Origin of the sequence: Sphingomonas sp. Sphisp66, from assembly GCF_047324325.1 — a bacterium.
GTDB lineage: Bacteria > Pseudomonadota > Alphaproteobacteria > Sphingomonadales > Sphingomonadaceae > Sphingomonas.
Genome location: NZ_CP168508.1, coordinates 3,373,947 through 3,396,970, shown reverse-complemented (window position 1 = coordinate 3,396,970; position 23,024 = coordinate 3,373,947). Strand labels below are relative to the sequence as shown.

21 protein-coding genes and 1 pseudogene are annotated in these 23,024 nt (G+C 64.5%); 16 read left to right on the top strand and 6 right to left on the bottom strand.

All coding sequences use genetic code 11. The annotated features are described in order from the left end of the window. Positions 1–176 precede the first annotated feature (176 nt). A complete protein-coding gene (locus ACEN8G_RS15260; protein ID WP_413413691.1) occupies positions 177–2,270 on the top strand; it encodes an ATP-binding protein in 2,094 nt (697 codons plus the stop codon). 78 nt (positions 2,271–2,348) lie between these two features. Here ACEN8G_RS15260 and ACEN8G_RS15255 read toward each other — a convergent pair whose 3' ends face one another. Beyond that, positions 2,349–3,884, bottom strand: coding sequence for a putative bifunctional diguanylate cyclase/phosphodiesterase (locus ACEN8G_RS15255; protein ID WP_413413690.1), 1,536 nt, complete (start codon positions 3,882–3,884; stop codon positions 2,349–2,351). A gap of 405 nt (positions 3,885–4,289) precedes the next feature. Then, positions 4,290–6,257 (bottom strand): putative bifunctional diguanylate cyclase/phosphodiesterase, encoded by a 1,968-nt coding sequence (locus ACEN8G_RS15250; RefSeq protein WP_413413689.1) that lies wholly within the window; start codon positions 6,255–6,257, stop codon positions 4,290–4,292. Positions 6,258–6,543: 286 nt separating this feature from the next. On the opposite strand from ACEN8G_RS15250, the gene ACEN8G_RS15245 reads away from it, so the two are divergent. Next, complete coding sequence (locus tag ACEN8G_RS15245; protein WP_413413688.1) at positions 6,544–8,367, top strand: methyl-accepting chemotaxis protein; 1,824 nt, start codon at positions 6,544–6,546, stop codon at positions 8,365–8,367. Between the two features lie 97 nt (positions 8,368–8,464). Here the strand turns inward: ACEN8G_RS15245 and ACEN8G_RS15240 are convergent, their stop codons facing one another. Beyond that, positions 8,465–9,493: a nitrilase family protein gene (locus ACEN8G_RS15240; RefSeq protein WP_413413687.1), complete on the bottom strand. Its 1,029-nt coding sequence runs from the start codon at positions 9,491–9,493 to the stop codon at positions 8,465–8,467. An 81-nt stretch (positions 9,494–9,574) separates the two neighbouring features. Between ACEN8G_RS15240 and ACEN8G_RS15235 the strand changes: the two genes are divergently transcribed. Continuing rightward, a complete protein-coding gene (locus tag ACEN8G_RS15235; protein WP_413413686.1) occupies positions 9,575–10,471 on the top strand; it encodes a LysR family transcriptional regulator in 897 nt (298 codons plus the stop codon). A gap of 246 nt (positions 10,472–10,717) precedes the next feature. On the opposite strand, the gene ACEN8G_RS15230 is transcribed toward ACEN8G_RS15235, so the two are convergent. Continuing rightward, the gene (locus tag ACEN8G_RS15230; protein WP_413413685.1) at positions 10,718–11,467 is read right to left on the bottom strand and encodes an SDR family oxidoreductase; all 750 of its coding nucleotides are present in this window, start codon (positions 11,465–11,467) and stop codon (positions 10,718–10,720) included. A gap of 72 nt (positions 11,468–11,539) precedes the next feature. Between ACEN8G_RS15230 and ACEN8G_RS15225 the strand changes: the two genes are divergently transcribed. Further along, a complete protein-coding gene (locus tag ACEN8G_RS15225; protein WP_413413684.1) occupies positions 11,540–12,127 on the top strand; it encodes a TetR/AcrR family transcriptional regulator in 588 nt (195 codons plus the stop codon). 114 nt (positions 12,128–12,241) lie between these two features. On the opposite strand, the gene ACEN8G_RS15220 is transcribed toward ACEN8G_RS15225, so the two are convergent. Then, entirely contained in the window at positions 12,242–14,155 is a 1,914-nt protein-coding gene (locus ACEN8G_RS15220) for a CocE/NonD family hydrolase (RefSeq protein ID WP_413413683.1), read from the bottom strand. Positions 14,156–14,331: 176 nt separating this feature from the next. Between ACEN8G_RS15220 and ACEN8G_RS15215 the strand changes: the two genes are divergently transcribed. From ACEN8G_RS15215 to ACEN8G_RS15180, 8 genes and pseudogenes are all read left to right on the top strand, one after another. Then, positions 14,332–14,631, top strand: a complete 300-nt coding sequence (locus tag ACEN8G_RS15215; RefSeq protein WP_413413682.1) for an EthD family reductase — start codon at positions 14,332–14,334, stop codon at positions 14,629–14,631. 74 nt (positions 14,632–14,705) lie between these two features. Beyond that, positions 14,706–15,416 carry an SDR family oxidoreductase gene (bdcA, locus tag ACEN8G_RS15210; protein WP_413413681.1) on the top strand — a complete coding sequence of 237 codons (711 nt, stop codon included), beginning with the start codon at positions 14,706–14,708 and terminating at the stop codon, positions 15,414–15,416. A gap of 61 nt (positions 15,417–15,477) precedes the next feature. Then, positions 15,478–15,780: pseudogene (locus ACEN8G_RS15205) on the top strand (NAD(P)-binding domain-containing protein); the annotation flags it as partial. 85 nt (positions 15,781–15,865) lie between these two features. Beyond that, on the top strand, positions 15,866–16,432 hold the full coding sequence (locus tag ACEN8G_RS15200) for an NAD-binding protein (RefSeq protein ID WP_413413679.1): 567 nt from the start codon (positions 15,866–15,868) through the stop codon (positions 16,430–16,432). Continuing rightward, positions 16,429–17,277: an oxidoreductase gene (locus ACEN8G_RS15195; RefSeq protein ID WP_413413678.1), complete on the top strand. Its 849-nt coding sequence runs from the start codon at positions 16,429–16,431 to the stop codon at positions 17,275–17,277. The genes ACEN8G_RS15200 and ACEN8G_RS15195 overlap by 4 nt, the downstream gene beginning before the upstream one ends. Positions 17,278–17,300: 23 nt before the next feature. Further along, positions 17,301–18,143 (top strand): alpha/beta fold hydrolase, encoded by an 843-nt coding sequence (locus ACEN8G_RS15190; RefSeq protein ID WP_413413677.1) that lies wholly within the window; start codon positions 17,301–17,303, stop codon positions 18,141–18,143. A gap of 112 nt (positions 18,144–18,255) precedes the next feature. Next, a complete protein-coding gene (locus ACEN8G_RS15185) occupies positions 18,256–18,786 on the top strand; it encodes a VOC family protein (RefSeq protein ID WP_413413676.1) in 531 nt (176 codons plus the stop codon). A 142-nt stretch (positions 18,787–18,928) separates the two neighbouring features. Continuing rightward, positions 18,929–19,432 (top strand): GNAT family N-acetyltransferase, encoded by a 504-nt coding sequence (locus ACEN8G_RS15180; RefSeq protein ID WP_413413675.1) that lies wholly within the window; start codon positions 18,929–18,931, stop codon positions 19,430–19,432. Between the two features lie 81 nt (positions 19,433–19,513). On the opposite strand, the gene ACEN8G_RS15175 is transcribed toward ACEN8G_RS15180, so the two are convergent. After that, the gene (locus tag ACEN8G_RS15175) at positions 19,514–20,374 is read right to left on the bottom strand and encodes a LysR family transcriptional regulator (RefSeq protein WP_413413674.1); all 861 of its coding nucleotides are present in this window, start codon (positions 20,372–20,374) and stop codon (positions 19,514–19,516) included. 324 nt (positions 20,375–20,698) lie between these two features. Here ACEN8G_RS15175 and ACEN8G_RS15170 point away from each other — a divergent pair, with 324 nt between their 5' ends. The 4 genes from ACEN8G_RS15170 to ACEN8G_RS15155 all read left to right on the top strand — a co-directional run bounded on the left by ACEN8G_RS15170 (position 20,699) and on the right by ACEN8G_RS15155 (position 23,007). Beyond that, positions 20,699–21,202, top strand: coding sequence for a sigma-70 family RNA polymerase sigma factor (locus ACEN8G_RS15170; RefSeq protein WP_413413672.1), 504 nt, complete (start codon positions 20,699–20,701; stop codon positions 21,200–21,202). After that, positions 21,192–21,833, top strand: coding sequence for an NrsF family protein (locus tag ACEN8G_RS15165; RefSeq protein ID WP_413413671.1), 642 nt, complete (start codon positions 21,192–21,194; stop codon positions 21,831–21,833). Before ACEN8G_RS15170 ends, ACEN8G_RS15165 begins: the two co-directional genes overlap by 11 nt. Before the next feature lie 112 nt (positions 21,834–21,945). Next, on the top strand, positions 21,946–22,524 hold the full coding sequence (locus ACEN8G_RS15160; protein WP_413413670.1) for a DUF308 domain-containing protein: 579 nt from the start codon (positions 21,946–21,948) through the stop codon (positions 22,522–22,524). Positions 22,525–22,581: 57 nt separating this feature from the next. Continuing rightward, positions 22,582–23,007 (top strand): organic hydroperoxide resistance protein, encoded by a 426-nt coding sequence (locus ACEN8G_RS15155; protein WP_413413669.1) that lies wholly within the window; start codon positions 22,582–22,584, stop codon positions 23,005–23,007. Positions 23,008–23,024 lie beyond the last annotated feature (17 nt).

Genomic DNA, 23,024 nt, shown 5'->3' with positions numbered 1-23,024 from the left:
GCGGTGGACGGTACGAAGTACCGATGCCCGGGCGGGGTCGACACCTCCGAGCAGCTCCCAAGTCTCCAGCCATCCTGCGGGCCCGCACCAGGGCGAGCCCGGACTTGCGCGGCAAGGATCATCCATGTTCGAAACTGGTGCGTTACATGCTGCCCGCGACAGGATGATTGCCAGCGATGTCCGATACCCGGAAGCTTCCTCCGAAAGTTCAGAAAGCCTCTTCGGGAGTTCCTTCCCTGCTTCTCGTCGCGGGCGTCGCCGCCGCCCTGCTGCTGCTGATATGGGGCCTGATCGGACGCCAGATAGCCTTTGAGCGCGAGACCGCACTCGATCTTGCCCGCGAGCAGAATGACGACCGGGTGCTCATGCTGCAGCAGTTCGTCTCGCAGACCCTCGACAATGCCGATCACGCCGCCTTGCATTTTTCGGCGCGGCCAGCGGGCGATTTCGAGCGGCAGGAGGATGCGGCAGGCCCGCGACTACTCTCCGACGCCATCGCCAATGACGAGGATTTCGCCAATCTCGAAATCTTCGACGCGGCGGGGAGGCTCGTTGCCACCACGCTGCGCGAGCCCGGGCAGCGGGCAGAGGCCATCCAGGCTTTCAACGCCCTGCCGCATCCGGGCACCGCAGACGACACGCTGCAAGTCAACAAGCCGATCTATGCGCCTTCGCGCGGCGAAAACCTGATCTGGCTGTCGAAACAGGTGCCCGGCACCAAAGCCGGCACTAAAGCCGGCGGCAGCGGCGGCGATACGATCCTGATCGCGATGGAGCCTTCCCAGCTCACCGAGATTTTCGGCAAGGTGGCGGTCAAGCCATCCGAATCCGCCTGGGTGGTCGGGCTGGACGGGACGATACGTTCGCGTGCCACCGGCGACAAGACCACGTCCGGCGAGGACGTCCGCGGCGGGCTGCTCTTCCAGAAGCAGCGAGCGACCCAGGCCGGCAGCTTCACCGGGCCCGGCACGCTCGATCACCGCTTGCGCATGGTAAGTCACCGGCGGGTGCCGGGATATCCGCTGTTCGTGAGCTACAGCATCCTCGAAGACGAGGTGCTGCGCGAGCCCCGCGGCCGCGCCCGGCTCTTCGCGATCGGCGGCGCGCTGCTGTCCGCCGCCACGATCCTGCTCGCCTGGATGCTGGTGCGGATGATCCGCGACCGCGAGACGAGGGCAGCCGAAGCCGCCGCGGCCAGGGCCAGGCTCGAGGAAGCACAGCGGATCGCCGAGATAGGCGACTGGGCCCTCGATCTCCGGGACAACAGCGTCACCTGGTCGCCCCAGCTCTATGCCATGTACGAGCGGGATCCGGCGCTCGGCGCGCTCACCGAGGCGTCGCCGTCGATGTTCTCCGAGGCTTCGATCGAAGCCGACCGGCAGGCGCGTGCCCGGCTCATCGAGCAAGGGCTGCCAGCGACCTGGGAGCTGGAGGTCAGCTTGCCGAGCGGGCGGAATCGCATCCATCGCCTGTCGGCGGTGCCGACGCGCGACCAGGCCGGGACGATCACCGGGTTTCACGGGACCACGCAGGACATCACGGAAATAAAGAGGCACGAAGCGCTGCAGCGCGAACTCGCGCATTATGCGCGGATCGGCGCGATGAACTCGCTCGCCGCGACCCTTTCCCACGAACTCACCCAGCCGCTCGCTGCCGCGAGCAACTATCTGAGCACCGGCCGCTTCCTGGCCGCCGGCATGACGGTGGAGCCTGGGCCGGTGATCGTCGACCAGCTCACCCATGCCGGCACCCAGATCAAGCGGGCAGGGGAGATCATCCAGCGCATGCGAAGGCTCGTCTCCGGAGGATCGGGCGAACGGGCCATCGTGTCCGTCGAGGAGATTCTCGATGAAGCGCTCGCGACGATCTCGGCGCTTCGCATCTGTGCCGGCGAGGTACCGTGCCGCCTTCCCGAAGAGCCCGCCTATGTGCTTTGCGACGGCGTCCAGATCCAGCAGGTCGTGCTCAATCTCGTCCGTAACGCCTGCGAGGCGCAGAAGGGCATTTCCGAGCGCCCGCCCGAAATCGATGTCAGAATCGAAGGCGAGATGATCGTGATCGCGGTGCGCGATCACGGACCCGGCTTTCCCGACCGACTGCTCCAGAAGATATGCCAACCCTTCCTGACCTCGAAGGAAGAGGGGATGGGCCTCGGCCTGTCGATCTCGCGCACCATCGTCGAGTCGCACGGGGGATCGCTGCGGGCCGAAAACGCGCCTTCGGGCGGGGCGATCGTGTCGCTGGCGCTGCCGCGGCACGAACCCGACTGAGCTTCGCGATGCCAGCCCGACGCAAATGTACGCCTGCCCTTCGTCACTGGCATAACGGGACGCGGGTGCCCGCCGGTCTCAGCCGGCCTGGCCGATCCGGGCCTGTGGGAAAAGCGCGGCCGCTTCCTCGGCACCCAGCGGCGTGCCGAGAAGGTCTCCCTGGCCCTGCTCGCACCCGGTGCCGAGCAGGGCGCCTTCCTGGTCGCTGGCGATGATGCCTTCGGCGGCCACGGTGAAGCCAAGGCCCCTGCCGAGACCGATCAATGCCCGCACGATGCTTGCGCTCTCGCGTTCCTCGGTCATCGCCTGGACGAAGCTGCGGTCGATCTTAACCTTGTCGAGCCGGAAGTTGCGCAGATGATAGAGGCTCGAATAGCCGGTGCCGAAATTGTCGAGCGCGATGCGGATGCCGGCATTCTGCAACGCGCCGAGGCTGCTGCGGGCATTGTCGAGGTCCGCGACGAAGGCGCTTTCGGTGATGGCGACTTCCAACCGGGACGGGGCGATACCGGCCTCACCGAGAATGCGCAGGAAGCGCGCGGCCAGCAAATGATCCCTGAGCTGGCTCGCATGGAGGCTGACGCCCAGTGTCACCTGCTCGGGCCAGGCCCGGGCGGCCGCGCAGCCCAGGCGCAGGATGCGTTCGCCCAGTGCGTGGATCAGGCCGACTTCCTCCGCGATCGCCAGGAAGCGCTCGGGTGCGATGCCGGCGTTCCGCGGATCGAGCCAGCGCGGTGCCGCGTCGAAGCCGGTGACGGCGTGGGTTCGCAGGTCCCGGGTGGGGCGCAGCGCGATTTCGATCCGGTTTTCGTCGAGCGCGGTACGCAGGCCGGCCTCGAGCGCCGCGCGTTCCTGCAGCCGCGCATCCATGGCCGGCTCGAAGAAGCGCAGGGCGGAGCGCCGCTCGGCCTTGGCGCGGTAGAGCGCGACATCGGCCTTGCGCAACAACTCCTCCGCGGTCGCGGCGTCCGTCGGCATCAGGGCGATGCCGATGCCCGCACCGACGCGGTGCGACGCACCCGCAGCGTTCACCGGTTCGTCCAGGGCCTCGATGACCCGCAGCGCGATATTCGCCGCCGCCTCCGGGTCGGCAAGATGCGTGGCGAGGATCGCGAACTCGTCTCCGCCGAAGCGGGCGACGATGTCCCCGTCGCGCATCGCGGCGAGCAGGCGCTGCGCGACGACCAGCAGCAGCGCGTCGCCCGCGCCGTGGCCGTGAATGTCGTTGACCGACTTGAACCCGTTAAGGTCGATCAGGAACACGGCATGCGCGGCGCCGGCGCGCGGCGGCGCGTGGATCGCAGCATCCAGCGCGTCCTCGAATTTGCGCCGGTTGGGCAAGCCGGTGAGCACGTCCTGATAGGCGAGCTTGCGTACCTCGCGTTCGGCGGCGAGCCGCTTGGACATCTCCCGCCGCTGCCGCACATATTGGGATATCCCGAAAAGCAGCAGGCCGGCACCGAGGCAGATGCCGAGCAGGAGCGCCTCGTCGAGCTCGATTTCCGCCTGCCTGATGCCGATGCCCGGTTCGTTCTCGAAGATGTCGAAGGCGAACGCGCAGTAGGTCAGCGCTGCCATGGCGGCAAGCACCACGCCAATATCGCGCAGGGCCATGCGATGGCGAATGACGAAACTCCTGAGTGTTTTCCAGTCCATGAAAGACCTCTCGCGATCTCCACTATACCGGATCGGTTTTCAAAAGGTTGCGCGACTTGCGCTGGATTTGCGGATAATTTGATTCAACATTTCCCGGCTATGGAAACCCGTGCGTGCTTCTCCGGCGATTCGCCGGGCGCGCCGGGGATAGCTAGTCGGAGGCGATCATGGGGCGAGCTGCCCTTCTTGCATTGTGCGCCCTTGCCCTGCCCGGATGCGGCCCACGCTGCGCGGACCATACCGGCGACGGGATTTGCGTGGACGGAAACGCGGCGGACAATCACGAGCAGGCACCGGACGCGAACGCCCTGCGTGCCGCCTCGGACATCTAGCGGCGCGCTTTGCGCCGACGCTGCGAGGCGGTCAGGCCGCCACGCGGCCCGAATCCCGCGCGACGGGCGCGGAGATGCGGGACAGGAACTTGGCGGCTGGCATCGGCCTGCCCAACAGATATCCCTGCGCCGCGCCATAGCCGAGCGCCCGAACGACATCGAGCTGCCCCTGCCGTTCGATGCCTTCCACGACGCAACCCAGACGCAGATGGTCGCATAGCCCCTTGATGGCAGCGAGTACGTCCTTGTCGCAGCCGCCTTCGCTGGTCACGAAGCTTCGATCGACCTTGACCTTGTCGACCGGGAAGCGGCGCAGATAGCTCAGGCTCGAATAGCCGGTTCCGAAATCGTCGAGGACGATGGTGCAGCCGACGTCCCTGAGTGCATGCATGCCGCGTATCGCCTGCTCGAAGTCCTGCATCAGCGCGGTCTCGGTGAGCTCGAATTGCAGGCGCGTGGGCGCGACCGCGCGGCGGCGCATCTCCGCGAGCAGGAAAGCCACCATATCCGTCGAGACCACGTCGTGGACGGATAGGTTGAAGGAGATGCGGAAGCCATCGGGAAGGGCGGCCAGGGCATCCAGGGTCTGGCGAAACAACGCCCGGGTGACCTTGTGGATCAGCCCCAGGCGCTCGGCCGCCGGGATGAAGAGATCGGGCGGGACATTGCCGAGCGCCGGGCTGCGCCAGCGCGCGAGACCCTCCGCCATGGTCGTGCGCATCGAGTCCAACGTGACGATCGGCTGCAGATACAGCGCGAGCTCGCGATCGAAGTCCGCTGCCTGGAGCGCGGCCTCGATACTGTGCTTCGACCGGATGCTGTCCTCATGGGCTGGAGAGAATAATGCGCACTGGCCCCGCGCCTCGGACTTGACATGGTAGAGCGCAAAATCGCTGCGGTCGAATACGGCATGCGCGGAATGCCCGGCGTCCGGGAAGATCGCGAAACCGCCCGAGCAGCCGATCGAGAGGCGAAGATCCTCGATCAAATAGGGTTGCCGGATCATGTGGCAAAGGCTCTCGCCGATTGCCTGTGCCCCGTCGCAACCGGCAAAGAGGATGACCCCGAACTCGTCCCCGCCGAGCCGGGCCACCACCATGTCGTCGGTCGCAAGGACGGAAAGCCGGCGCCCGACCTCGACGAGCAGCTGGTCGCCAAGCACATGCCCATAAGTGTCGTTGACCGGCTTGAAGCGGTCGAGATCGAGCACGCCCACCGCGAAGCGCAGATCGGCATGGCGCGCCGCCTCGATGGCTGCTTCCAGCCGCATGAAGAAATAGCGCCGGTTGGGTAAACCGGTCAGGCTGTCGGTCATGGCGAGGTGGGCATTCTCCTCGCCGAGCCGCTCGGTCTCCGCATTTTTGGCGACCATGTCGCGCTGGGAGCGGACGAGCTCGACGAACGCACGGAAGCTGTTGAGCAGTACGCGTATCATCACCAGCGACACCAGGGCGATGTTGACGGCGATCGCCCTCCAGACGGCGCTGTCCTGGAGGAGATAATGGGCGAGATAGGGACCGGTTACCAGCAGGCAGCCGAGAAGGGCTGCCTGGGGAAGCGCCATGAGGCAGAAGATGCAGGCGATGACCGTCGCGGCGATATACACCGCGACATGGGCCTGCTGGAACGGCCCGCCATACTGCGTGAGACTGAGCGACCATACAACGGAGGCAAGACCGAAGGCACCGGCAAAGGCGATCGAGCGCTTCAGCTGGCTGCGGGCGCCGGCTACCGCTACCGGCGTTCGCCCGATAAGGAGCCATTTGGCGATACGCAGCAACGAGATAGTGCAAAGGCCGAGCGGCATCGCAAGCGTCAGCCATGCGGGTGCCACTTCGCGGTGCGTGAATGCGACCGCGGCGGTGTTGACGATCAGCAGCGAATAGAGCCACGGGACCTGCCGCGTGACTTCACGGTGCTGGGCGAGGATGACTTCGGGCTCTTCGCTGAGGGCCAGCAACCGAAGCGCCCGAGCGATTGCAATGATCGGCTGCCGCACGTCGTTCGTCTCAAATCAATGGGTTAGCTATACTCCATTATAGAGGACGGTCGCCCCGACCGGATTCAGCAGTCGATCGCCCAGGTGAGCGTCCCGAGCAGGATGCCTGGAGCGCAACAGCCCGCGATCCGAGGCGGGCACCGGCATAGATCCATTCTGGATGAAATTTTGTTCACAAGAACGGTCGGCGCTTCCGCCCCTCTACATTGGGTAATCTTCCTGATGCCGGGAACGGGCCACGGCGGCGGGTCGGATTGACCAGGGTCCAAGAACAAGGGAATCGCGCGTGTCGCTCGACAACATCCCCATCAAACGCAAGCTGCTGCTGGCCTTCGCCGGAATTCTCGCGGTCTTCGGGCTGGTCGGGGCCGTGGTCGTCACGAACCTGTCGGGCCTGCGCCGCGCCGCGGACGACAAAGAGCATTCGCTGCGGGCGATGGCGCATGTCCAGACGATGATGAGCAACGTCCTCGAGCAGCAGAATGCCGCACGGGCCTTCGCGCTGCTTGGGACCGAGGCCTTTGTCGACGACTATCGGGCCGGGTACGGGAAGTTCCAGCAGGCGGTGGCTGCCTTCAGGCAGGACTCGACCTCGGCCGAGCAGCTTGGCCGTGTCGACAAGCTGGTCGCCGACGTACAGGCGCTGCGCGAGAAGCTCGACCGGGTCATCGCGCTTGCCAGGAACCCGGCGACGCGCGCGGAGGCAGCGCGGCTTTCGGGGGTGAAGATGCTGGGCGACATCCGCGCGACCGTGGGCGCGATCGACACGACGCAGCAGCAGCGCGTCGACATGCGCATCGAGGCCGAGGACGCGGCGGCGGCGAGCGCCTTCTGGGCGATATGGGTCGGCGGTGCGATCTCGCTCGCCCTGGCGGGGTTGCTCGGCTGGTTGCTGTCGCGCGGCATCGCCAAGCCTGTCGCGGAAATGACCGGTGCGATGAACCGGCTTGCCGGTGGCGACAACGGTATCGACGTGCCGGGCACGCGGCGCGGCGACGAGATCGGCGCGATGGCCAAGGCAGTGCTGGTATTCCGCGATGCCGCCATCGTCAAGGAAGCCGCGGATGTGGCCAAGCAAGCCGCCGATGCCGAGCAGCAGAAGGTCGTCGAGACGCTTGCGGTCAATCTTGGCAAGCTCGCGCAGGGCGACCTGACCAGCGAGATCGTCGAGAGCTTCTCGCCGGCCTATGAATCGGTAAAGACCAACTTCAACGCCGCGCTGCAGGAACTGCGCACGCTGATTGGCCGCGTGATGGAAAGCACCGCCACGATCCAGACCGGCTCGGGCGAGATCGCCCAGGCTTCCGAGGACCTCGCGCGGCGCACGGAGGCCAACGCGGCCAGCCTCGAGGAGACTTCCGCGGCGGTGAGCCAGATGGACGGTCGCCTCAAGGCCACCGCCCAGGCGGCCGAGCGTACCGTGGCCAGGGCCGATGGCGCCATCGCCACGGTCGCAGGCGGGCGCGGTATCGCCGACGACGCGGTGCAGGCGATGACGCGGGTTGCAGACTCGGCCAAGGGCATCGACAGCGTGATCGAGGGCCTCGACAAAATCGCGTTCCAGACGCGGGTCCTTGCGATGAACGCGGCAGTCGAGGCCGGCCGTGCCGGCGAGGCTGGGCGCGGCTTCGCGGTCGTGGCCGACCTGGTCTCCGCGCTGGCGATGCGCGCCGAGGAAGAAGCGGGGCGGGCCCGCGACCAGCTAACCGCGACGCAGAGCGACATCGTCTCGGCCGTCGAGATGGTCCAGCGCGTCGACGGCGCGCTCGCCGGGATCTCCGCCGATGTCGGCGAGGTCCATACCCTGCTCGCGCAGATGGCATCCGACAACCAGGCCCAGTCGACGGCGATCAGCGAAATCGCGACGGCGGTCGGGACGATGGACCAGACGACCCAGCAGAATGCCGCCATGGTCGAGCAGACGTCAGCGGCGGCTCGTAATCTGTCGAGCGAAGTGACCGCGCTTGGCCAGCAGGCATCGAAGTTCGATCTGGGTACTCGGGCGACCGGCCGAACCGAAACCGTCATCCGGGCGGGCGCTGCCGCCCAGGTCCGTTTTCCGCAACCCGTTTCCTCCGCCGCGATGTCGCAGGACTGGGCAACGTTTTAAAACTGCGCAGCGTCGCTCCCGGCGAAGCGCGTATCGTTCGCAACCAACTGCTCGACAGCAGAAGCGCGCGAGCGCTGCTCGCCAAACGCCACGCGCCCTATTGGCACCCGCTGACGCGGGGCAGGGCACTCGGATACTCGCTTGAGCATGCCGATGCCTTGGCGTGGCCGTCGCCTCCGAACCGGGTCGCATGTGGCGACAACTCGGTTCCGTCCCGTTCGGTCAGTCTCGCATAGAGCTCTGGTCGGCGTCCGCGCATCCATCGCCGCCCGCTACTCGTAGCAATCAGGTCCAGGTCAAGTTGGGCCACGACCATGTCGTCGTCCAGGGAAGCCGACTCCCCGAGAATGTCTCCATAGGGATCGAGGACCATCGCGTGTCCCGTGCGAACCTCGTCCTGATCGCGGCCTACGCCATTGCTGAAAACGATGAAGAGCCCGTTGTCATGCGCACGCGCAGGGAGCCATCGCATAAGCCAGGCTCGGCCGCTTGGGCCCGCGAATGCCTGCTTGCACCGTTCGGGTTCGAGATGGCGCTCCTCCCAATATTCGACGGGGATGGGTTTCATGCCTCGCGGGCTGAGTGAGTTGGTTCCCCCTGTCTGGTGCGGTGCCAGCAGGACTTCGGCTCCGAGCAAGGCGCAAGCGCGTGCGTTCTCGACGAGATTGTTGTCCCAACAAATCAGAATACCCAGTCTCACACCCCAGGGAGTGTCGAAAACCGTGTAGCGCTCGCCGGACGCGATCAGCGGATGCTCGAAGGCGTGGAGTTTGCGATGCGTGTGGCCGCTGCCATCCGGAAAGCACACCCGATAGGCATTGTAGAGGCATCCGTCTTCGCCGAGTTCGAGCCAGCCGACGCCAATTGCCAGATCGAGATGTTGTGCGAGTGAAGCCACACGCACCACACTCGGGCCGTCCACCGGCTCCGCGATTGCATGCAGTCCTGCCTCATTGAGGAAAGGCACATGCCAGTAGCCGGAAATGCACATCTCCGGCATGCATACGAGTTGGGCACCCGAGGTCGCCGCCTGTCGGGCAAAATGTTCTATTCGAGAAAGATTATGGTCCTTGTCTCCTGCTCGGTGCTGGAACTGGATAGTCGCAACGCAAAGATTTCTGGTCATGGGGCCTCCTGAGCCACCGATGCCAGCTTCGCGCTGCAAAACTCCAATGAAAGATATGGTCGCCTGTGATAGCTGATTGGAATGGACGTTGAGCGACTACGCGCATTTCTGGCGGTTGCGGATCAGGGGCATTTTGGCCATGCCGCCGAGCGACTGCACATTACCCAGCCTGGGCTGACGAAACGGGTCCGAGCGCTCGAGGAGCAAATCGGCGGTCAACTTTTCGATCGTGACAGGCAGCCCGTGCGCCTGACTCCGCTCGGGACCCTTCTCCTTCCTCAGGTTCGGCGGCTTGTTCGGGATGCGGATGCCTTGCTGCACGATGCGCGTGGTGCCGTCGATGGTCAGATCGGCCATTTGAATATTGGTTTCGGGCTGTCGACGATCGCGGTCGCGCCCCGGCTTATCGCTCGCTTTCGTGCCGCGCATCCCGGCGTGTCCGTATCAATGGATGACTACTCTTCGCAGGAGCAGGTCAACCGACTTAGAAGGGACGAACTCGATCTCGGTTTCATTCGTTTGCCCGCGCCACCGGACCTGACGGCGTGTCCGCTGGCATCCGACCGTCTTGCGATCGCAGTTCCTCAGAATCTGGACATCCCCTCGGGAGCGAGATTGCGAAGTTGGCTCGCAACACAGGACTTCATTGCGCTGCGGGAGGCACGCGGACCTGGGCTCGCCGCCCAAGTTCGAGTCTGGTGTCGCTCCGCCGCTCTTGATCCGAAGGTGATGCAGGAAGCCGATGATATACAAACGGTCCTCGCACTGGTTTCAGCAGGGCTGGGCTGCGCCATCGTGCCGGTCAGTTCGGAAGCATTGCTTCCCGGCCGGTTGAGGCTTCTGCCTGTGGAGGGGAAGGAAGGGGCCTGGAGCATCGGCGCCGCGTGGAAGGCACAGCGTGAGGTTGGCGCGCTGGGCCACTTGGTCCGCATTGTCAGAGCAGGGTTGCCAATGCCGGAAGGCTTCGGCGGATATTGACCACGCAATTATTAGATCTGTTACTGGGCACGCCGCTGGAGAGCTCCCGCGTAATCCGCCGGTCAGCTAAGCGCCTCAAAAGTGGCCGTTCAGCCGGCCCCCATCTCCGAGAAGCCGCCGTTCTTTCATCTGGCTCTAGGCGGCAGCAGGAGCGGCGGGAATGGGGATTTTGCTGCCGGGCAGCTTGCAGATTTGGGAGGTCGCAAGCTGCCGCACGGCTGGGAATCTAACCAGCTTTGATGATGGTCACGATCCGAAGTAAGCCTTCAGCGCACCATGAAGCCAAGGATAATGATCTTCGGCATCGGTGCTCAGCCTGGATTTGAGGTCGCGGGTCTGCTCATCGGCGAGCACCTCAAGCTTCCCCGCCGCGATCCCGTCATATGCTTGGGTCACGACGCTTTCCGGACTGCTCTTCGGCACGTGATATTGCGCGGACATCGGTGTGTCTATCATGCCGACCAGAAGCCCAACGACCTGTGTGCCCTGCTGCTCCAGCGCGAAGCGCAAGCCGTTGGTGGCTGACCAGGCCGCTGCTTTCGAGGCGGCATAGGACGTAGGAAGGCTGACCCACACCGACGACGACAGCACATTGACCAATGTGCCGCCGCCATGGGCGGCCAGCACCGGCGCAAAGGCGGTCGCGAGCCGAAGTGTGCCGAAAAAATTGGTATCGAAGATGCGACGGGCTTCCTCTTCCGGGCCGAAAAGGGTGTCGTCCGCCGGTGCGATCGCGGCGTTGTTGATGAGCATGTCTACATCGGCTGCGGCTGCGACCGCGTTGGTGACGGCATCGGCATCGGTGATGTCGAGAGCCAGTGGCTGGATGCGCGGATCGGGCCAATTCTTGGGCGTCCGCGCCGCTGCATATACCTTCGCCGCGCCGCGTTCGAGCGCCTGCCACACGAATTGCTCGCCTAGCCCGCCATTGGCTCCAGTGACGAGGACAACTCGGCCGTCGAGCGTCGCTGCCGGCTTGCTTGAGGATAGGGTCATGCGCTACTCCAAATCTAAGTGGGGATCGTCCCCGCATTTATCTGGGGACTATCCCCACTTATTCAAGGGCGGATGATGACGGTTGACCCAGGTGCGCCAGCGCCCCGTCCCCTGCGGGCCGATGCGCGTCGGAATCGCGATGCGATCCTGCGCGCGGCACGCGACATCTTTGAACTTGAGGGAGTGCTCGCTTCGATCGACAAGATCGCGATCAAGGCCGGCGTCGGGAACGCGACTCTCTACCGCAACTTCCCCGCCCGAGAAGATTTGCTGGCGGCGGTCATGGAGGCGGATCTCGCCGACGCGAGGGCAAAGGCAGAGGCGTTGATGCGCGACGAGCTTCCGCGTCAGGGTTTGGCCGAGTGGTTGGCTTGGCTGACGTGGCGGCTGAGGATCTGGCACGATCTGCCGCAATGCGTGGCAGAAGCCCAGATCGCGCCGGACTCGTCGATGAACCCGGCCGTCTCCATGCTCGTGGCGCAGACCGGCGCTTTGGCCGAACGGGCGCACAGGGCGGGCGATGCGATCGGCTCCGTTTCAGCCACCGAGCTGTTCGAATTGGTCACGGCGCTTTCGTGGGCGGTCGACCGCTTCGGGGATGACGAGACCGCCGCCCGAAGGCGGGTCGAGGTGGCGACCGCTGGACTTTTTACACGGTGATACGGGGTAGGATCTCGACAGCGTTCGAGATCGCTCGACACGAGTGCCGCACTGGAGGCTGGCGCACATCGTCACGCAGCGTTCGATCGAAATAATCGCGCGCCAGAAAGTGCCTTATGGCTCGGCGGTTGTTGATGACGCGACGATCGGCATTAACACGGCACTCGCGCCGGACATGCCGTGCTCGATCGTGATGGTCGCGGGCCGATAATCATCGGGCTTGGCGAAGAATATGTTGGGCACATAGGTCTGTGGGTTTCGGTCGTACAACGGGAACAACGACGACTGCACCTGGACCATCATGCGATGACCGGGCTTGAACGTGTAGTTCACCGTCGGCAGCCTGAACTTGTATTCCTGCGCTACGCCAGAGGGAATTGCGGTCGGGTGTTCGGGGCTTTGGCGATACCGGCCCCGGAAGATCGCGAGACTTACGGGAAGCTGGTAGCCGGCGAGTTCGGGCGCGTCGGCATTGGTCGCCGGATACACGTCGATGATCTTGACCACGACATCGGTGTCGCTGCCGGTGGTGCTCAAGAAGATGTCGGCGAAGGGCGCGCCTTGGACGCGCACCGCCTTTTCAAGGATCGGTGTTTGGTAGCTCAGCACGTCAGGCCGCGTGGATACGAAGCGCTGATCCTGCACAAGCCATGTCGACCAGCTTGCATGGTCGCCCATCCTTACCGGAAGTTGCTCGAACGGCACCGGCTTGGCGGGATCGGATACATAGCTTTGGCGTCCCGATGCCGGACGGGTGTGCGCCAGGCCGCCCCCCGGTTGCAGATACATCGGCGTCAGCGCCTCGGGACCGGCACCGGGCCAGTCGGCAAACCTGTCCCATCTGTCTTCCGCCGGATCATAGATAATGACATGCGGGGTAGGCTGCGCGGGTTTCCTGTCGCGCAGATAGGTGTCGAAGAACGGCACCAGCACCTCGCGGCGAAAATAGGCGGCGGTGTCGCCGCTCCATTTGAGGGGCCCCAGGGCATCGCCGCGTCCGTTGATCTGGCTATGATACCAGGGCCCCATGGCGAGATGGTTGTTCGCCGCCATGCCCTTCGCCTTCAGCGCCTCCCAGCTGTGGACGGCCCCGTATATGTCCTCCTGGTCCCATAGCCCTTGCAGCCACATCGTCGGAACGGAGGAAGGACGTGCGGCGATGATCTTGTCCAGGGCCTGGCCCTGCCAAAGCGCATCATAGGCGGGGTGGGCGGACATGCGTTGCCACCAGGGCAGCCGATCGATGCCGTGGGCCGAAGCATAGGCCCCGGCCGAGCCAGCATCGAGCATTTCCTGATAGTCGTCGCGACCGGTCCGGGAGATCGCGCTGCCTTCCCGTTTCGCGCTGGTCTGCTCGGCGAAATAGTCGAACATCTTCTGTCGGAATGCGCCGTGCTGAAACCAGTCGTCTCCCATCCAGCCGTCGATCATCGGGCTTTCGGGTGCTGCCACCTTCAATGCGGGATGGGGATCCAGGAGCGCCATCACCACTGCCCAGCCGTCATAGGAAGACCCGATCATCCCGACGCGGCCATTGCTTTCCGGGACATGCTTCACGAGCCAGTCGATCGTGTCAAAGGCATCGGTGGTATCGTCGGTCTTCGTCGGATTGAGCGGACCGATCGGAGGCCGAGTCATCACATACGTGCCTTCGGACCCGTATTTGCCGCGCATGTCCTGCGCGACCATGATGTATCCGTTGTCCGCCCAAATTCGATCGCCCGGCAACAGCCGATCGCGGAGCCTGGGACTGTTGCCTGAAAGAAATGAGCTCGCGTCATAGGGCGTCCGTTCAAGCAATATCGGCGCGCGGGCGGAGCCACGCGGAAGCACGATCACCGTATGCAGCTTCACGCCGTCGCGCATCGGGATCATCACCTCACGCCTGACGAAATCCTGGTCGCTGGCGGGCTCGTGCCACTCCTTTGGGATGTCGCTGCCGGTCTGGACGGGACTGACCTGTGCTTGTGCCCATATCGGAGAGAAGGTCAGGAGCAGGGCCGCAGCAGCAAATACCTTGGATGACATTCGTTATCACTCTTTTTCAGGACGACACGCTTCCCACCAGGATGGCTGGGACCGGCGTGTTCCGACCAAGCTGACCTGAAGCGCCTCAACGGCCGCTGAGCGACCCACAATATTGAACGGAGAGAGTTCAATCCTGTAAGTTTACGATCATTGTTGATCGGCCCACATGCTCGCCCATGGCACACGCAATCCTCACAGTCACGTGCAGCGGCGGCACCTATTTCGATCGCGACCATTACGTCGATGTCCATCTTCCCCTGGCGCTTGCCTGCTGGCAGCCACACGGGCTGGAGAGCGCCTCCGCCTTCTTCCCACGTGATGCCGACGCCGCGGATGTTTCCGTGGGCATCTACCGCTTCCGCGACGAGGACGCTCTGCATGCAGCGCTCGCATCTGCCGAGACAGCAGAAGTGATGGCCGACGTTCCCCGCTGCACCGATGCGACCGTGTCTCGGACTGTGGGCACTACGCTCTGACAATATCGCGCGTTGCTCGGGCAACCGCGAACGGCACGCGCAGACATCCTTTCTCCAGTTGAAGGACAAGCACCATGAAATTCTCTGATCGCAAGGTATTCGTCGTCGGCGGCAGCCGCGGCATCGGGGCCGCTATCGTGCGGCAATTCGCTTCCGCCGGCGCAACGGTGACGTTCACCTATGCCGCTTCGGCCGGCGCTGCAGAGCAGCTTGCCGCCGAGACGGGCGCGCAGGCGCTACGGGCGGATGCGGGCGCGCGCGACGAGCTGATCGCGGCGATCCGTAACGCTGGTCCGATCGACATCTTCGTCTACAATGCCGGCCTGCTGGTGTTCGGGGATCCCCTGACGCTCGACGCCGATGACGTCGACCGGATGATCGACGTCAATGTCAGGGGTGCCTATTTCGGAAGCGTCGAAGCGTCGCGCCTGATGCCCGAAGGCGGCCGCATCCTCGTCATCGGATCCAATACTGCCGACAGCATGCCGTTTCCGGGCCTTGCGGCCTACGTGCTCACCAAGGCGGCGATGCAGGGCATGGCACGGGGCCTAGCACGCGATCTGGGTCCGCGCGAGATCACGGTCAACGTGATCCAGCCAGGACCGACCGACACAGACATGAACCCGGCCGACGGTCCGCGAGCGGCTGGCATGCTCGAGCCGATGGCGATCAAGCGCTACGGCACCGCCGACGAAGTCGCGAGCCTGACGCTCTATCTCGCCGGATCGCAGGCTCGCGGGATCACCGGCGCGATGCACACGATCGACGGCGGTTTCGCCGCCTGACTTCCGACGTTCACCGAGCGGTCTAGGAGGGGATGCGGACGGGGTCGATCGGTCCAACAGCATGGGCCGCGCCGATCCCGCGAACATCTCTCATCCGAACAACAGGAGACAGAACATGCAGATCGGATTCATCGGTCTCGGCAGTATGGGCTCGGCAATGGCCCTGAACCTGGTGAAGGCAGGCCATGATGTTCGGGCCTGGAATCGTAGCAAGGTCGCCCAGGATAGTGTTCCAGGCGTGACCCTGGTCGAACTCGCAGCGGATGCATTTGAGGCTGATGCAGTCTTCACGATGCTGTCCGACGATGCCGCCATCCGGGAGGTCATTGTCGATGCCGGCCTCCTCGAAAGCGCGCAACCAGGGCTGACCCATGTCGTCACATCGACGATCTCGGTCGCGTTCGCACGGGAACTGGAGCGCCTGCACGAGGGGGGCGGGCATCGGCTATGTGTCCGCACCGGTCCTGGGTCGACCGAATGTGGCTGCGAGCGGCCAGCTCAACATCCTGGCGGCCGGGAAGGCGGATGCAATTGCCGCGATCGAGGCGCTGCTCGCGCCACTCGGCAAGAAGGTCTGGAAGCTGGGGGAGAACCCGGCTCGGGCGAATGTGGCGAAGCTCGCCTGCAACATGATGATCGCCATGGCTATCGAAGCGATGGCCGAGGGTGTCGTGCTCACCGAGAACGTCGGCCTCGACCGTGCGGACTTCTTCGAACTCATCCTGAACACCCTGTTCTCGGGCCGCGCCTATGAGAGCTACAGCGCGCAGATCACGGAACGCTCCTTCGAGCCGGGTTTCAAAGCCAGGCTCGCTATCAAGGACATGCGTCTGGCGACCGAGGCCGGCAACGACATCGGACGCACGCTCCCGATGCTCGAAGCTGTCCGCGAGGGACTCGGCAAAGCCGTCTCGGCGGGCTTCGGCGAAAAGGACTGGTCGATCATGGCCGATATGACGGTTCGTGGTGGCGACAGCGTTGCCGCGTCCGGAAACAGCGCGGAGAAGCGGTCGTGAAAACCTGGTTCATCACAGGCTGCTCGAGCGGCTTCGGCCGGCGACTTGCGCTCGCTGCCGTGCAGCGTGGCGATCAGGTCATCGCAACCGCCCGCAGGGTCGAGACGATCCAGCAGATCGCCGAGCCTTTCGGCGGCCGCATGATCACCTTGCCACTCGACGTGACCGATGCGGCGGCAGCGCAGGCGGCGGTCGCAAAGGCGGTCGAGAGCTTTGGCGGGTTCGACGTGCTCGTGAACAATGCCGGCTACGGACTGTTCGGCGCGATCGAGGAAGGTACGCCAGAGGAATATCGGCCGATGTTCGAGGTGAACGTCTTCGGTCTGATCGAGACGACCAGAGCTGCCCTGCCTTTCCTGCGACGCTCGGGCGGAACGATCGTCAACATGTCGTCGGGCGCGGGAATCGCGGGCGGCGGCGGCGGCGGATATTACAACGCGGCCAAGTTTGCCGTGGAAGGGATTTCCGAGGCGCTCGCGGGCGAGCTGGCGCCGTTCGGCATTCGCGTGCTGATCGTCGAACCTGGCCCGTTTCGCACCGATTTTCTTGGCCGTTCGATCACGATGGCCGTCAACGAGATGCCGGAATACGCCGCGAGCTCGCGCAAGCACTACCGCGAAACCAACGACGGCAATCAGGCGGGCGACCCCGACAAGGCCATCGCGGTGATCCTGCAGGCGGTCGATGCTGATGATGCTCCCCTGCATTTGCCGCTCGGCCCGATCGCGCATGCGATCGCCGAGCGAAAGCTGGCTGCCTTCCGCAGCGATATCGACGCTTGGCGCGACGTCACGATCGCCACCGATTTCGACCACCCCCGAGGGCTGGACCCTAGCTCTGTCTGAACGTCCACATCTGATTGGAAGCGATGATGATCGCAGCTTTGAACGGGTTTACCCAGCAGTTGGTGCCGGTGAATGGCATCAAGATCAACGCCGTCACAGGAGGTTCCGGCCCGGCGGTCCTGCTACTTCACGGCTGGCCGGAAACCTGGTGGGAATGGCACAAGGTGATGCCGCTCCTTGCCGAGCATTTCAGCGTGGTGGCGATCGATCTGCGGGGCGCGGGCTTTTCCGACTGTCCGCTGGACGGCTATGACAAGGCGACCATGGCGCGCGACGCCCACGAAGTCATGACTGCCCTCGGGCATGAACACTACGCCGTGTGCGGACATGATATCGGCGGAATGGTCGCCTTGCCGCAGGCAGCCATCTATCGGGAAGCGGTCACTCACTTGGCCGTCCTCGACGTTCCGCTTCCCGGCTGGACCAAATGGGAGGCGACGACCGCGAGGCTCTGGCACTTCAGCTTCCACATGAACCGGGATCTGCCCGAGCGCCTGATCCATGGCCGTGAATATGACTATATTTCGACCTTCATGGCTGAGCGGTTCTACGATCACAGCACGTTCGATCCGGCAGACGTAGAGATCTACGCCAGGGCGATGGCGCTCCCTGGCCGCACCCGCGGCGGCATGGAATGGTACCGCACCCTGGATGTCGACCACGCGGTCGCGCTCGAATACAAGAAGCAACCGCTCGAAATACCGGTGCTGGGCCTCGGTGGGGATCAGCGCTTCGGTGCGCAGATGGTGCCGATGCTCAAGGAGTTCGCCACCAATGTGACGGGCGGCTCGATCGCACGATGCAGCCATTATGTCGCGGACGAACGGCCGGCTGAAGTCGCAGCCGCCCTGATCGAGTTCCTCTAGGTCGATTGAAATTCGGCGCCTGGGCAATCGAGGCCCCGTCGGATCGCGAGGCCGCGGGGGAATTGCACCGGCGGCGATCGCAATGGGCCGAACAACAGCAAAGGAGACTGTCATGACCGCACCCGTCATTCGCGGCGTCAATCATATCGGCATCACGGTGCCCGATATCGAAGCAGCAAAATCGTTCCTGGTGGAGGCTTTTGGCGGCCAGGTTATCTACCAGTCTTTCGGCCCCCAGGATCCGCCGCGGCAGGGTCCGGAATTCGAGCGGGCGGTCGGTGCTTTCCCTGGAACGGTCGTCCGTGGTCAGGCAATGGTAAAGATCGGGACCGGGCCGGACATCGAGCTGTTCGAGATGCATGGGCCGGAACAAGCCCAGCCAATCCGGGCGAGCGACTTCGGCATCACGCACTTCGCGCTCTACACCGACGATATCGAGGCATCCGTCGAGCGCTTCGAGAAGGCGGGAGGCACAGCTCTCACCGCGCCGCGCGCCATTCCTTATGCAACGGAGAAGGGCCCCGGCAACAAGGTCTGCTACTGTCGCATGCCCTGGGGCACGACGATGGAATTCATCACCACGCCGGACCGCATGGCCTATCATGACCAGACGGATCTGCGCCGGTGGCAGGACGAGGACTGAGCAAAGCGTGAAACCGGATCTGCTTCGGTCGAGTGGTCGCGATGCAGGCCCCGCCGGGAGGTTCGACGCGTTCAAAGCCGCGTCGGATCGACCGCGCGGCGGCAAACCTGAGGCTTTTGCGCCATAATCATTCCGGAGGCATATGATCGAGACTGAACGGCTCCTCCTTCGTCAATATGAACCCGACGACGTTCCTGCGATCCTGACGCTGACCGCCGATCCCGTCGTCCGCAAATTCATCGGCAATCTGCCGGACTCGGAGGAAGCCGCATGGACAAGGTTGCTGCGTTGCGCGGGCCATTGGAGCCTCTTCGGTTGCGGCACATTCGCCGTCGTAGAGAAGACGAGTGGCGTGCTTCTCGGAGAGGTCGGTGCGGGCTTTTTCCATCGCGGCGTCGATCCGCTGCTCGACCGCTTGCCCGAGACCTCCTGGCTTTTCTCCTCCGCATACAGAGGATCGGGTTTTGCGTTCGAAGCGATGTCCGGCCTGCTGCGCTGGATCGAGCATGCAACAAGCCATGATCGCGTCGCTTGCCTGATAGAGCCGATCAACCTTCCCTCGTTGAAACTCGCGGAGCGGCTGGGCGTTCGTCCTGTCAAGGACGTCTCTTACCGAGACAAGCCGTTCATCCTTCTGGCAACCTAGGCCTGGCCGCTCCGGGCGCGGCGAGAAGAGGGCGGGCGCCGGCCTCCCGCCGTTACCGGCATGGATTGACCCGGCGTGGGATCACGGCAGCACCTCTCGCAGATGATCCTCCACCACCCCGATGAAAGCGCGCAGGCGCTGCAGGTGCTTGAGATCGCGATGATAGCCCATCCAGATGTCGCGGCTTGGCGGCTCTGAGGGGAGGTCGAGCAGGCGCAGTCCCGGAGTCTGGTTACCGACAGCGCGGGGAAGGACGGCGATGCCGACGCCCTGTCTGCACATGCGCGCCTGAACATTCCGGTTGTTCGAACGCATCACCGGCGTCGCATTGGGGAAGCTTTCGGTCAGCCAGGCGATATCGGGGAACTGCCCCGTCGATGTGTCATGGGTGATAAGGCGGAAGCCCGTCCCGTCGCCGAATACCGGCTCGGCTGCGCCGGCAGCGACATATACGCCGTAGTTCAGCCGGGTGAGCCGCCGTTGCACGATGTCGGAGGTGTCGAAGGGCACGATCCGGAAAGCGATGTCCGATTCGCGCTGCGCGAGGCTGAAAAGGCGCGTCCCGGTAAGGATCTCGACATCCACGCCCGGATAGGCGTTCGTATATTCGGCTATGATGGGGGGCAGGACATAGGCACCGAACCAATCGGCCGAGGAGATGCGCAGGCAGCCGCGCAGGTTCTGCTCCTGCCCGGCAAGTCGCCGCTCCATGGCCAGTGCGCCCTCTTCCATCTGCTCCGCCAGCGCAACGATGGCGCTCCCTTCCTCCGTCAGGATGAGCCCATCGGCAGTCCTTTGAAACAGCGTCTGGGCGGTCGCCTCCTCGAGCGCGCGGAGGCGCCGGCCGACTGTGGGATGGCTGAGACGCAGCGAGCGGGCAGCGCCGCCCAGCGTGCCGGCCCGCACCACGGCCAGGAAGATACGAACGTCGCTCCACTCCATCTCATGCCCTCACGCGTTGTACTGCGGGTAGAGCCCGGCGTCTCTTCGAACAATCGCGGATCGATCTTTCCGCCTTCCATCCCCGCCGATTGCCAGGCTGGCACCATGGCCGAAGTCGGGGCCGACCGCAGCGAGAGGGACACAGGCTGCAGGGAATTTCGACAGAAAAGTTCGACATGGAGTGACCAACATCGCTTGGCGCGCGAATAAGAGGTCATGCGCTCGGACTTTCTGTCGAGATTTATCTCAGCATCGTCGCCTGGCGCGGCGCCGGTCAGTCGTGAGCGGCCATCCCGGACCGCACCGGACAGCTGGAGCAGCCTTATGGAAGCTGCCCAGAATGGCCATGGCGGTGCCTATAGGCGGCTCCTCGGGGAGACATCGGAATGGCTCACGCGCTACTTCGAGCGGCGGCTGCCGCCGGGCGACGTGGACGATGCCGTCCAGGAAACGTTGCTGGCCATTCATCGGCGGCGGCATACCTACGATCCGCAATACCCATTTGGACCCTGGCTGGCGGCCATCGCCAAGAACAAGTGGGTCGACCAGTTGCGCAGCCTTGTGCGGCGCCCGATCGACGAGCTGTCGGAGGATATTGCGGTTGGGGATCATGAAGCGGCGGTGATCAGCAGTTCCGTGCTCGCCAGCCTTCTGGAGGAACTCCGCCCGGCGCAAGCCCAGGCTATCCTGCTGGTCAAGGTGCAGGGCTTCAGCGTCGATGATGCCTCGCTCCGGATCGGACTCTCGCCGTCCGCAGTGAAGATGAACATCCACCGTGGCCTCGCCCGCCTTACGGCATTGATTGAGAAGACCCCCGATGTCGAATGAAGCCTTGATCTTGGACCTGTCGTCCGACCTCGCGCCGGTTCGGCGCCGCAGTACGGTGCGTGAAGGCGTGCTCGTCCTCGCGCTCTGCGCGGTGGAGCTCGCGCTTTTCCTCGGCTTGGGCGCGATGCGGCCGGACATGAGTCACATGGACGCGTCACCTTACCTCATGTGGCGCGTGGGAAGCCTTGGCCTTCTGGCCGTGGCAGCCTGTGTGCTGGCCGTCCGGTCCTTCTCGCCGACCGCGCGGCCCCGGCGCGGGCTGATGATCGCATGCGCTCTTGCGGTGCTGGCCATCGTCGGAGGCGCCTTCGTCGCGCCCGAGGGAGTGAGCGATCACGCGCTGATCGACCGCATCAAACCGGCAAGCGGAATATTGTGCGCCATATCGATCTTCGTGCTCTCGCTGCCGATCGTCACGTTGCTCGGGGTCTTGATGCGGAGGGCCGCGCCGACCCAGCCCCGGCTCAGTGCACTAGCCTCGGGCATTGCCGCAGGCGCGTGCGGCGCCTTCGTCTTCGCGTTCTGCTGCCCCTTCAACGACCCGCTTTACGTGGTGGTCTGGTACACCGTCGGGTGCGCCGCCGTGGCTGCCGCGGCCCGATGGCGGCTACCGCGACGCTTCCACCTCTAACCAGAACCGACGCGGCAAATAGCGAGCCGCGCACCGCCTGAACCACCGGTCACCGACCCACCCGATTCCGGGACGGGAGACGTGTGCCTGCATCACAGAAAGGAACCATGCCATGAAGACCATTACCGACACGGAGTCCCCGGACCGGGACTGGCTCAAGACTTACTATTATCTGCGCTTCGCCGTCTCCGCGATCTGGGTCGTGCTCGCCTTCACGGTAGCCAAGTCCATGCCGCCGCTGGCCGCGGTGATGCTCGTCGCCTATCCCGCCTGGGACGCCCTGGCGAACTACCTCGACGCCAGCCGGAGCGGGGGCCTGGCCAAGAACAAGAGCCAGATGCTGAACTTCGTCGTCAGCGTGGTGACGGCCGTCGCCGTCTCAGCGACCATTCCGCATGGCATGCACGCGGTTCTTCAGATCTTCGGCATATGGGCTGTCCTGTCCGGCCTCTTCCAGCTCATCACCGGCGTGCGGCGCTGGAAGTCCTATGGCGCCCAGTGGGCGATGATCCTGAGCGGCGCCCAGTCCGGCCTCGCCGGGGCGCACATGCTCAGCAAGGCCGCCGGCACGGCGCCGGTCAGCATCGCCGACATCGCGCCATACGCCGCCTTCGGCGCCTTCTACTTCCTCATCTCGGCGGTCTCGTTGACGGTCAGTGCGTATCGCCGCTCCCGGGTCGTTGCAGCCTGATCAAGGCCCGGCAATCGCCGCGGCAGGGTCCGCGGCATTTTTCGGAAGGATTGAATCATGACCGTCGATGTCAAATATCGCACCACCGCCGCTGCGACCGGGGGGCGTGACGGCCGCGCGCGCACCGATGATGGCAAGCTCGATGTGCAACTGTCCATCCCGCAGGAGCTCGGTGGACCCGGCGGCGAGGGGACCAACCCGGAGCAGCTGTTCGCCGCAGGATATTCCGCGTGCTTCCTGGGGGCGCTCAAGTTCGCCGCAGGCCAGCTCAAGGTCCAGATACCGGCGGATACGACGGTTGCGGCCACGATCGGGATCGGCATGCGATCCGAAGACGGTTTCGGCCTGGAGGTCGAGCTCGCCGTGACGCTTCCTGGCCTGGACCGTGGCGATGCGCAGCGTCTGGCCGAAGCTGCGCACCAGACCTGCCCTTATTCGAACGCGACGCGCGGCAATATCGACGTGCGTCTCAGCGTTATCTGATCTTCGTCGGGCCCGCC

Excerpts from the sequence above, each read along its gene's own strand:
- ACEN8G_RS15190 (WP_413413677.1), top strand. The coding sequence starts at position 17,301 with ATGATGATCGCAGCTTTGAACGGGTTTACCCAGCAGTTGGTGCCGGTG.
- bdcA (WP_413413681.1), top strand. The coding sequence starts at position 14,706 with ATGAAATTCTCTGATCGCAAGGTATTCGTCGTCGGCGGCAGCCGCGGC.
- ACEN8G_RS15230 (WP_413413685.1), bottom strand. The coding sequence starts at position 11,467 with ATGACCCTATCCTCAAGCAAGCCGGCAGCGACGCTCGACGGCCGAGTT.
- ACEN8G_RS15260 (WP_413413691.1), top strand. The coding sequence starts at position 177 with ATGTCCGATACCCGGAAGCTTCCTCCGAAAGTTCAGAAAGCCTCTTCG.
- ACEN8G_RS15240 (WP_413413687.1), bottom strand. The coding sequence starts at position 9,493 with ATGACCAGAAATCTTTGCGTTGCGACTATCCAGTTCCAGCACCGAGCA.
- ACEN8G_RS15180 (WP_413413675.1), top strand. The coding sequence starts at position 18,929 with ATGATCGAGACTGAACGGCTCCTCCTTCGTCAATATGAACCCGACGAC.
- ACEN8G_RS15220 (WP_413413683.1), bottom strand. The coding sequence starts at position 14,155 with ATGTCATCCAAGGTATTTGCTGCTGCGGCCCTGCTCCTGACCTTCTCT.
- ACEN8G_RS15170 (WP_413413672.1), top strand. The coding sequence starts at position 20,699 with ATGGAAGCTGCCCAGAATGGCCATGGCGGTGCCTATAGGCGGCTCCTC.
- ACEN8G_RS15235 (WP_413413686.1), top strand. The coding sequence starts at position 9,575 with ATGGACGTTGAGCGACTACGCGCATTTCTGGCGGTTGCGGATCAGGGG.
- ACEN8G_RS15185 (WP_413413676.1), top strand. The coding sequence starts at position 18,256 with ATGACCGCACCCGTCATTCGCGGCGTCAATCATATCGGCATCACGGTG.
- ACEN8G_RS15225 (WP_413413684.1), top strand. The coding sequence starts at position 11,540 with ATGATGACGGTTGACCCAGGTGCGCCAGCGCCCCGTCCCCTGCGGGCC.
- ACEN8G_RS15255 (WP_413413690.1), bottom strand. The coding sequence starts at position 3,884 with ATGGCCCTGCGCGATATTGGCGTGGTGCTTGCCGCCATGGCAGCGCTG.
- ACEN8G_RS15155 (WP_413413669.1), top strand. The coding sequence starts at position 22,582 with ATGACCGTCGATGTCAAATATCGCACCACCGCCGCTGCGACCGGGGGG.
- ACEN8G_RS15160 (WP_413413670.1), top strand. The coding sequence starts at position 21,946 with ATGAAGACCATTACCGACACGGAGTCCCCGGACCGGGACTGGCTCAAG.
- ACEN8G_RS15175 (WP_413413674.1), bottom strand. The coding sequence starts at position 20,374 with ATGGAGTGGAGCGACGTTCGTATCTTCCTGGCCGTGGTGCGGGCCGGC.
- ACEN8G_RS15215 (WP_413413682.1), top strand. The coding sequence starts at position 14,332 with ATGGCACACGCAATCCTCACAGTCACGTGCAGCGGCGGCACCTATTTC.
- ACEN8G_RS15165 (WP_413413671.1), top strand. The coding sequence starts at position 21,192 with ATGTCGAATGAAGCCTTGATCTTGGACCTGTCGTCCGACCTCGCGCCG.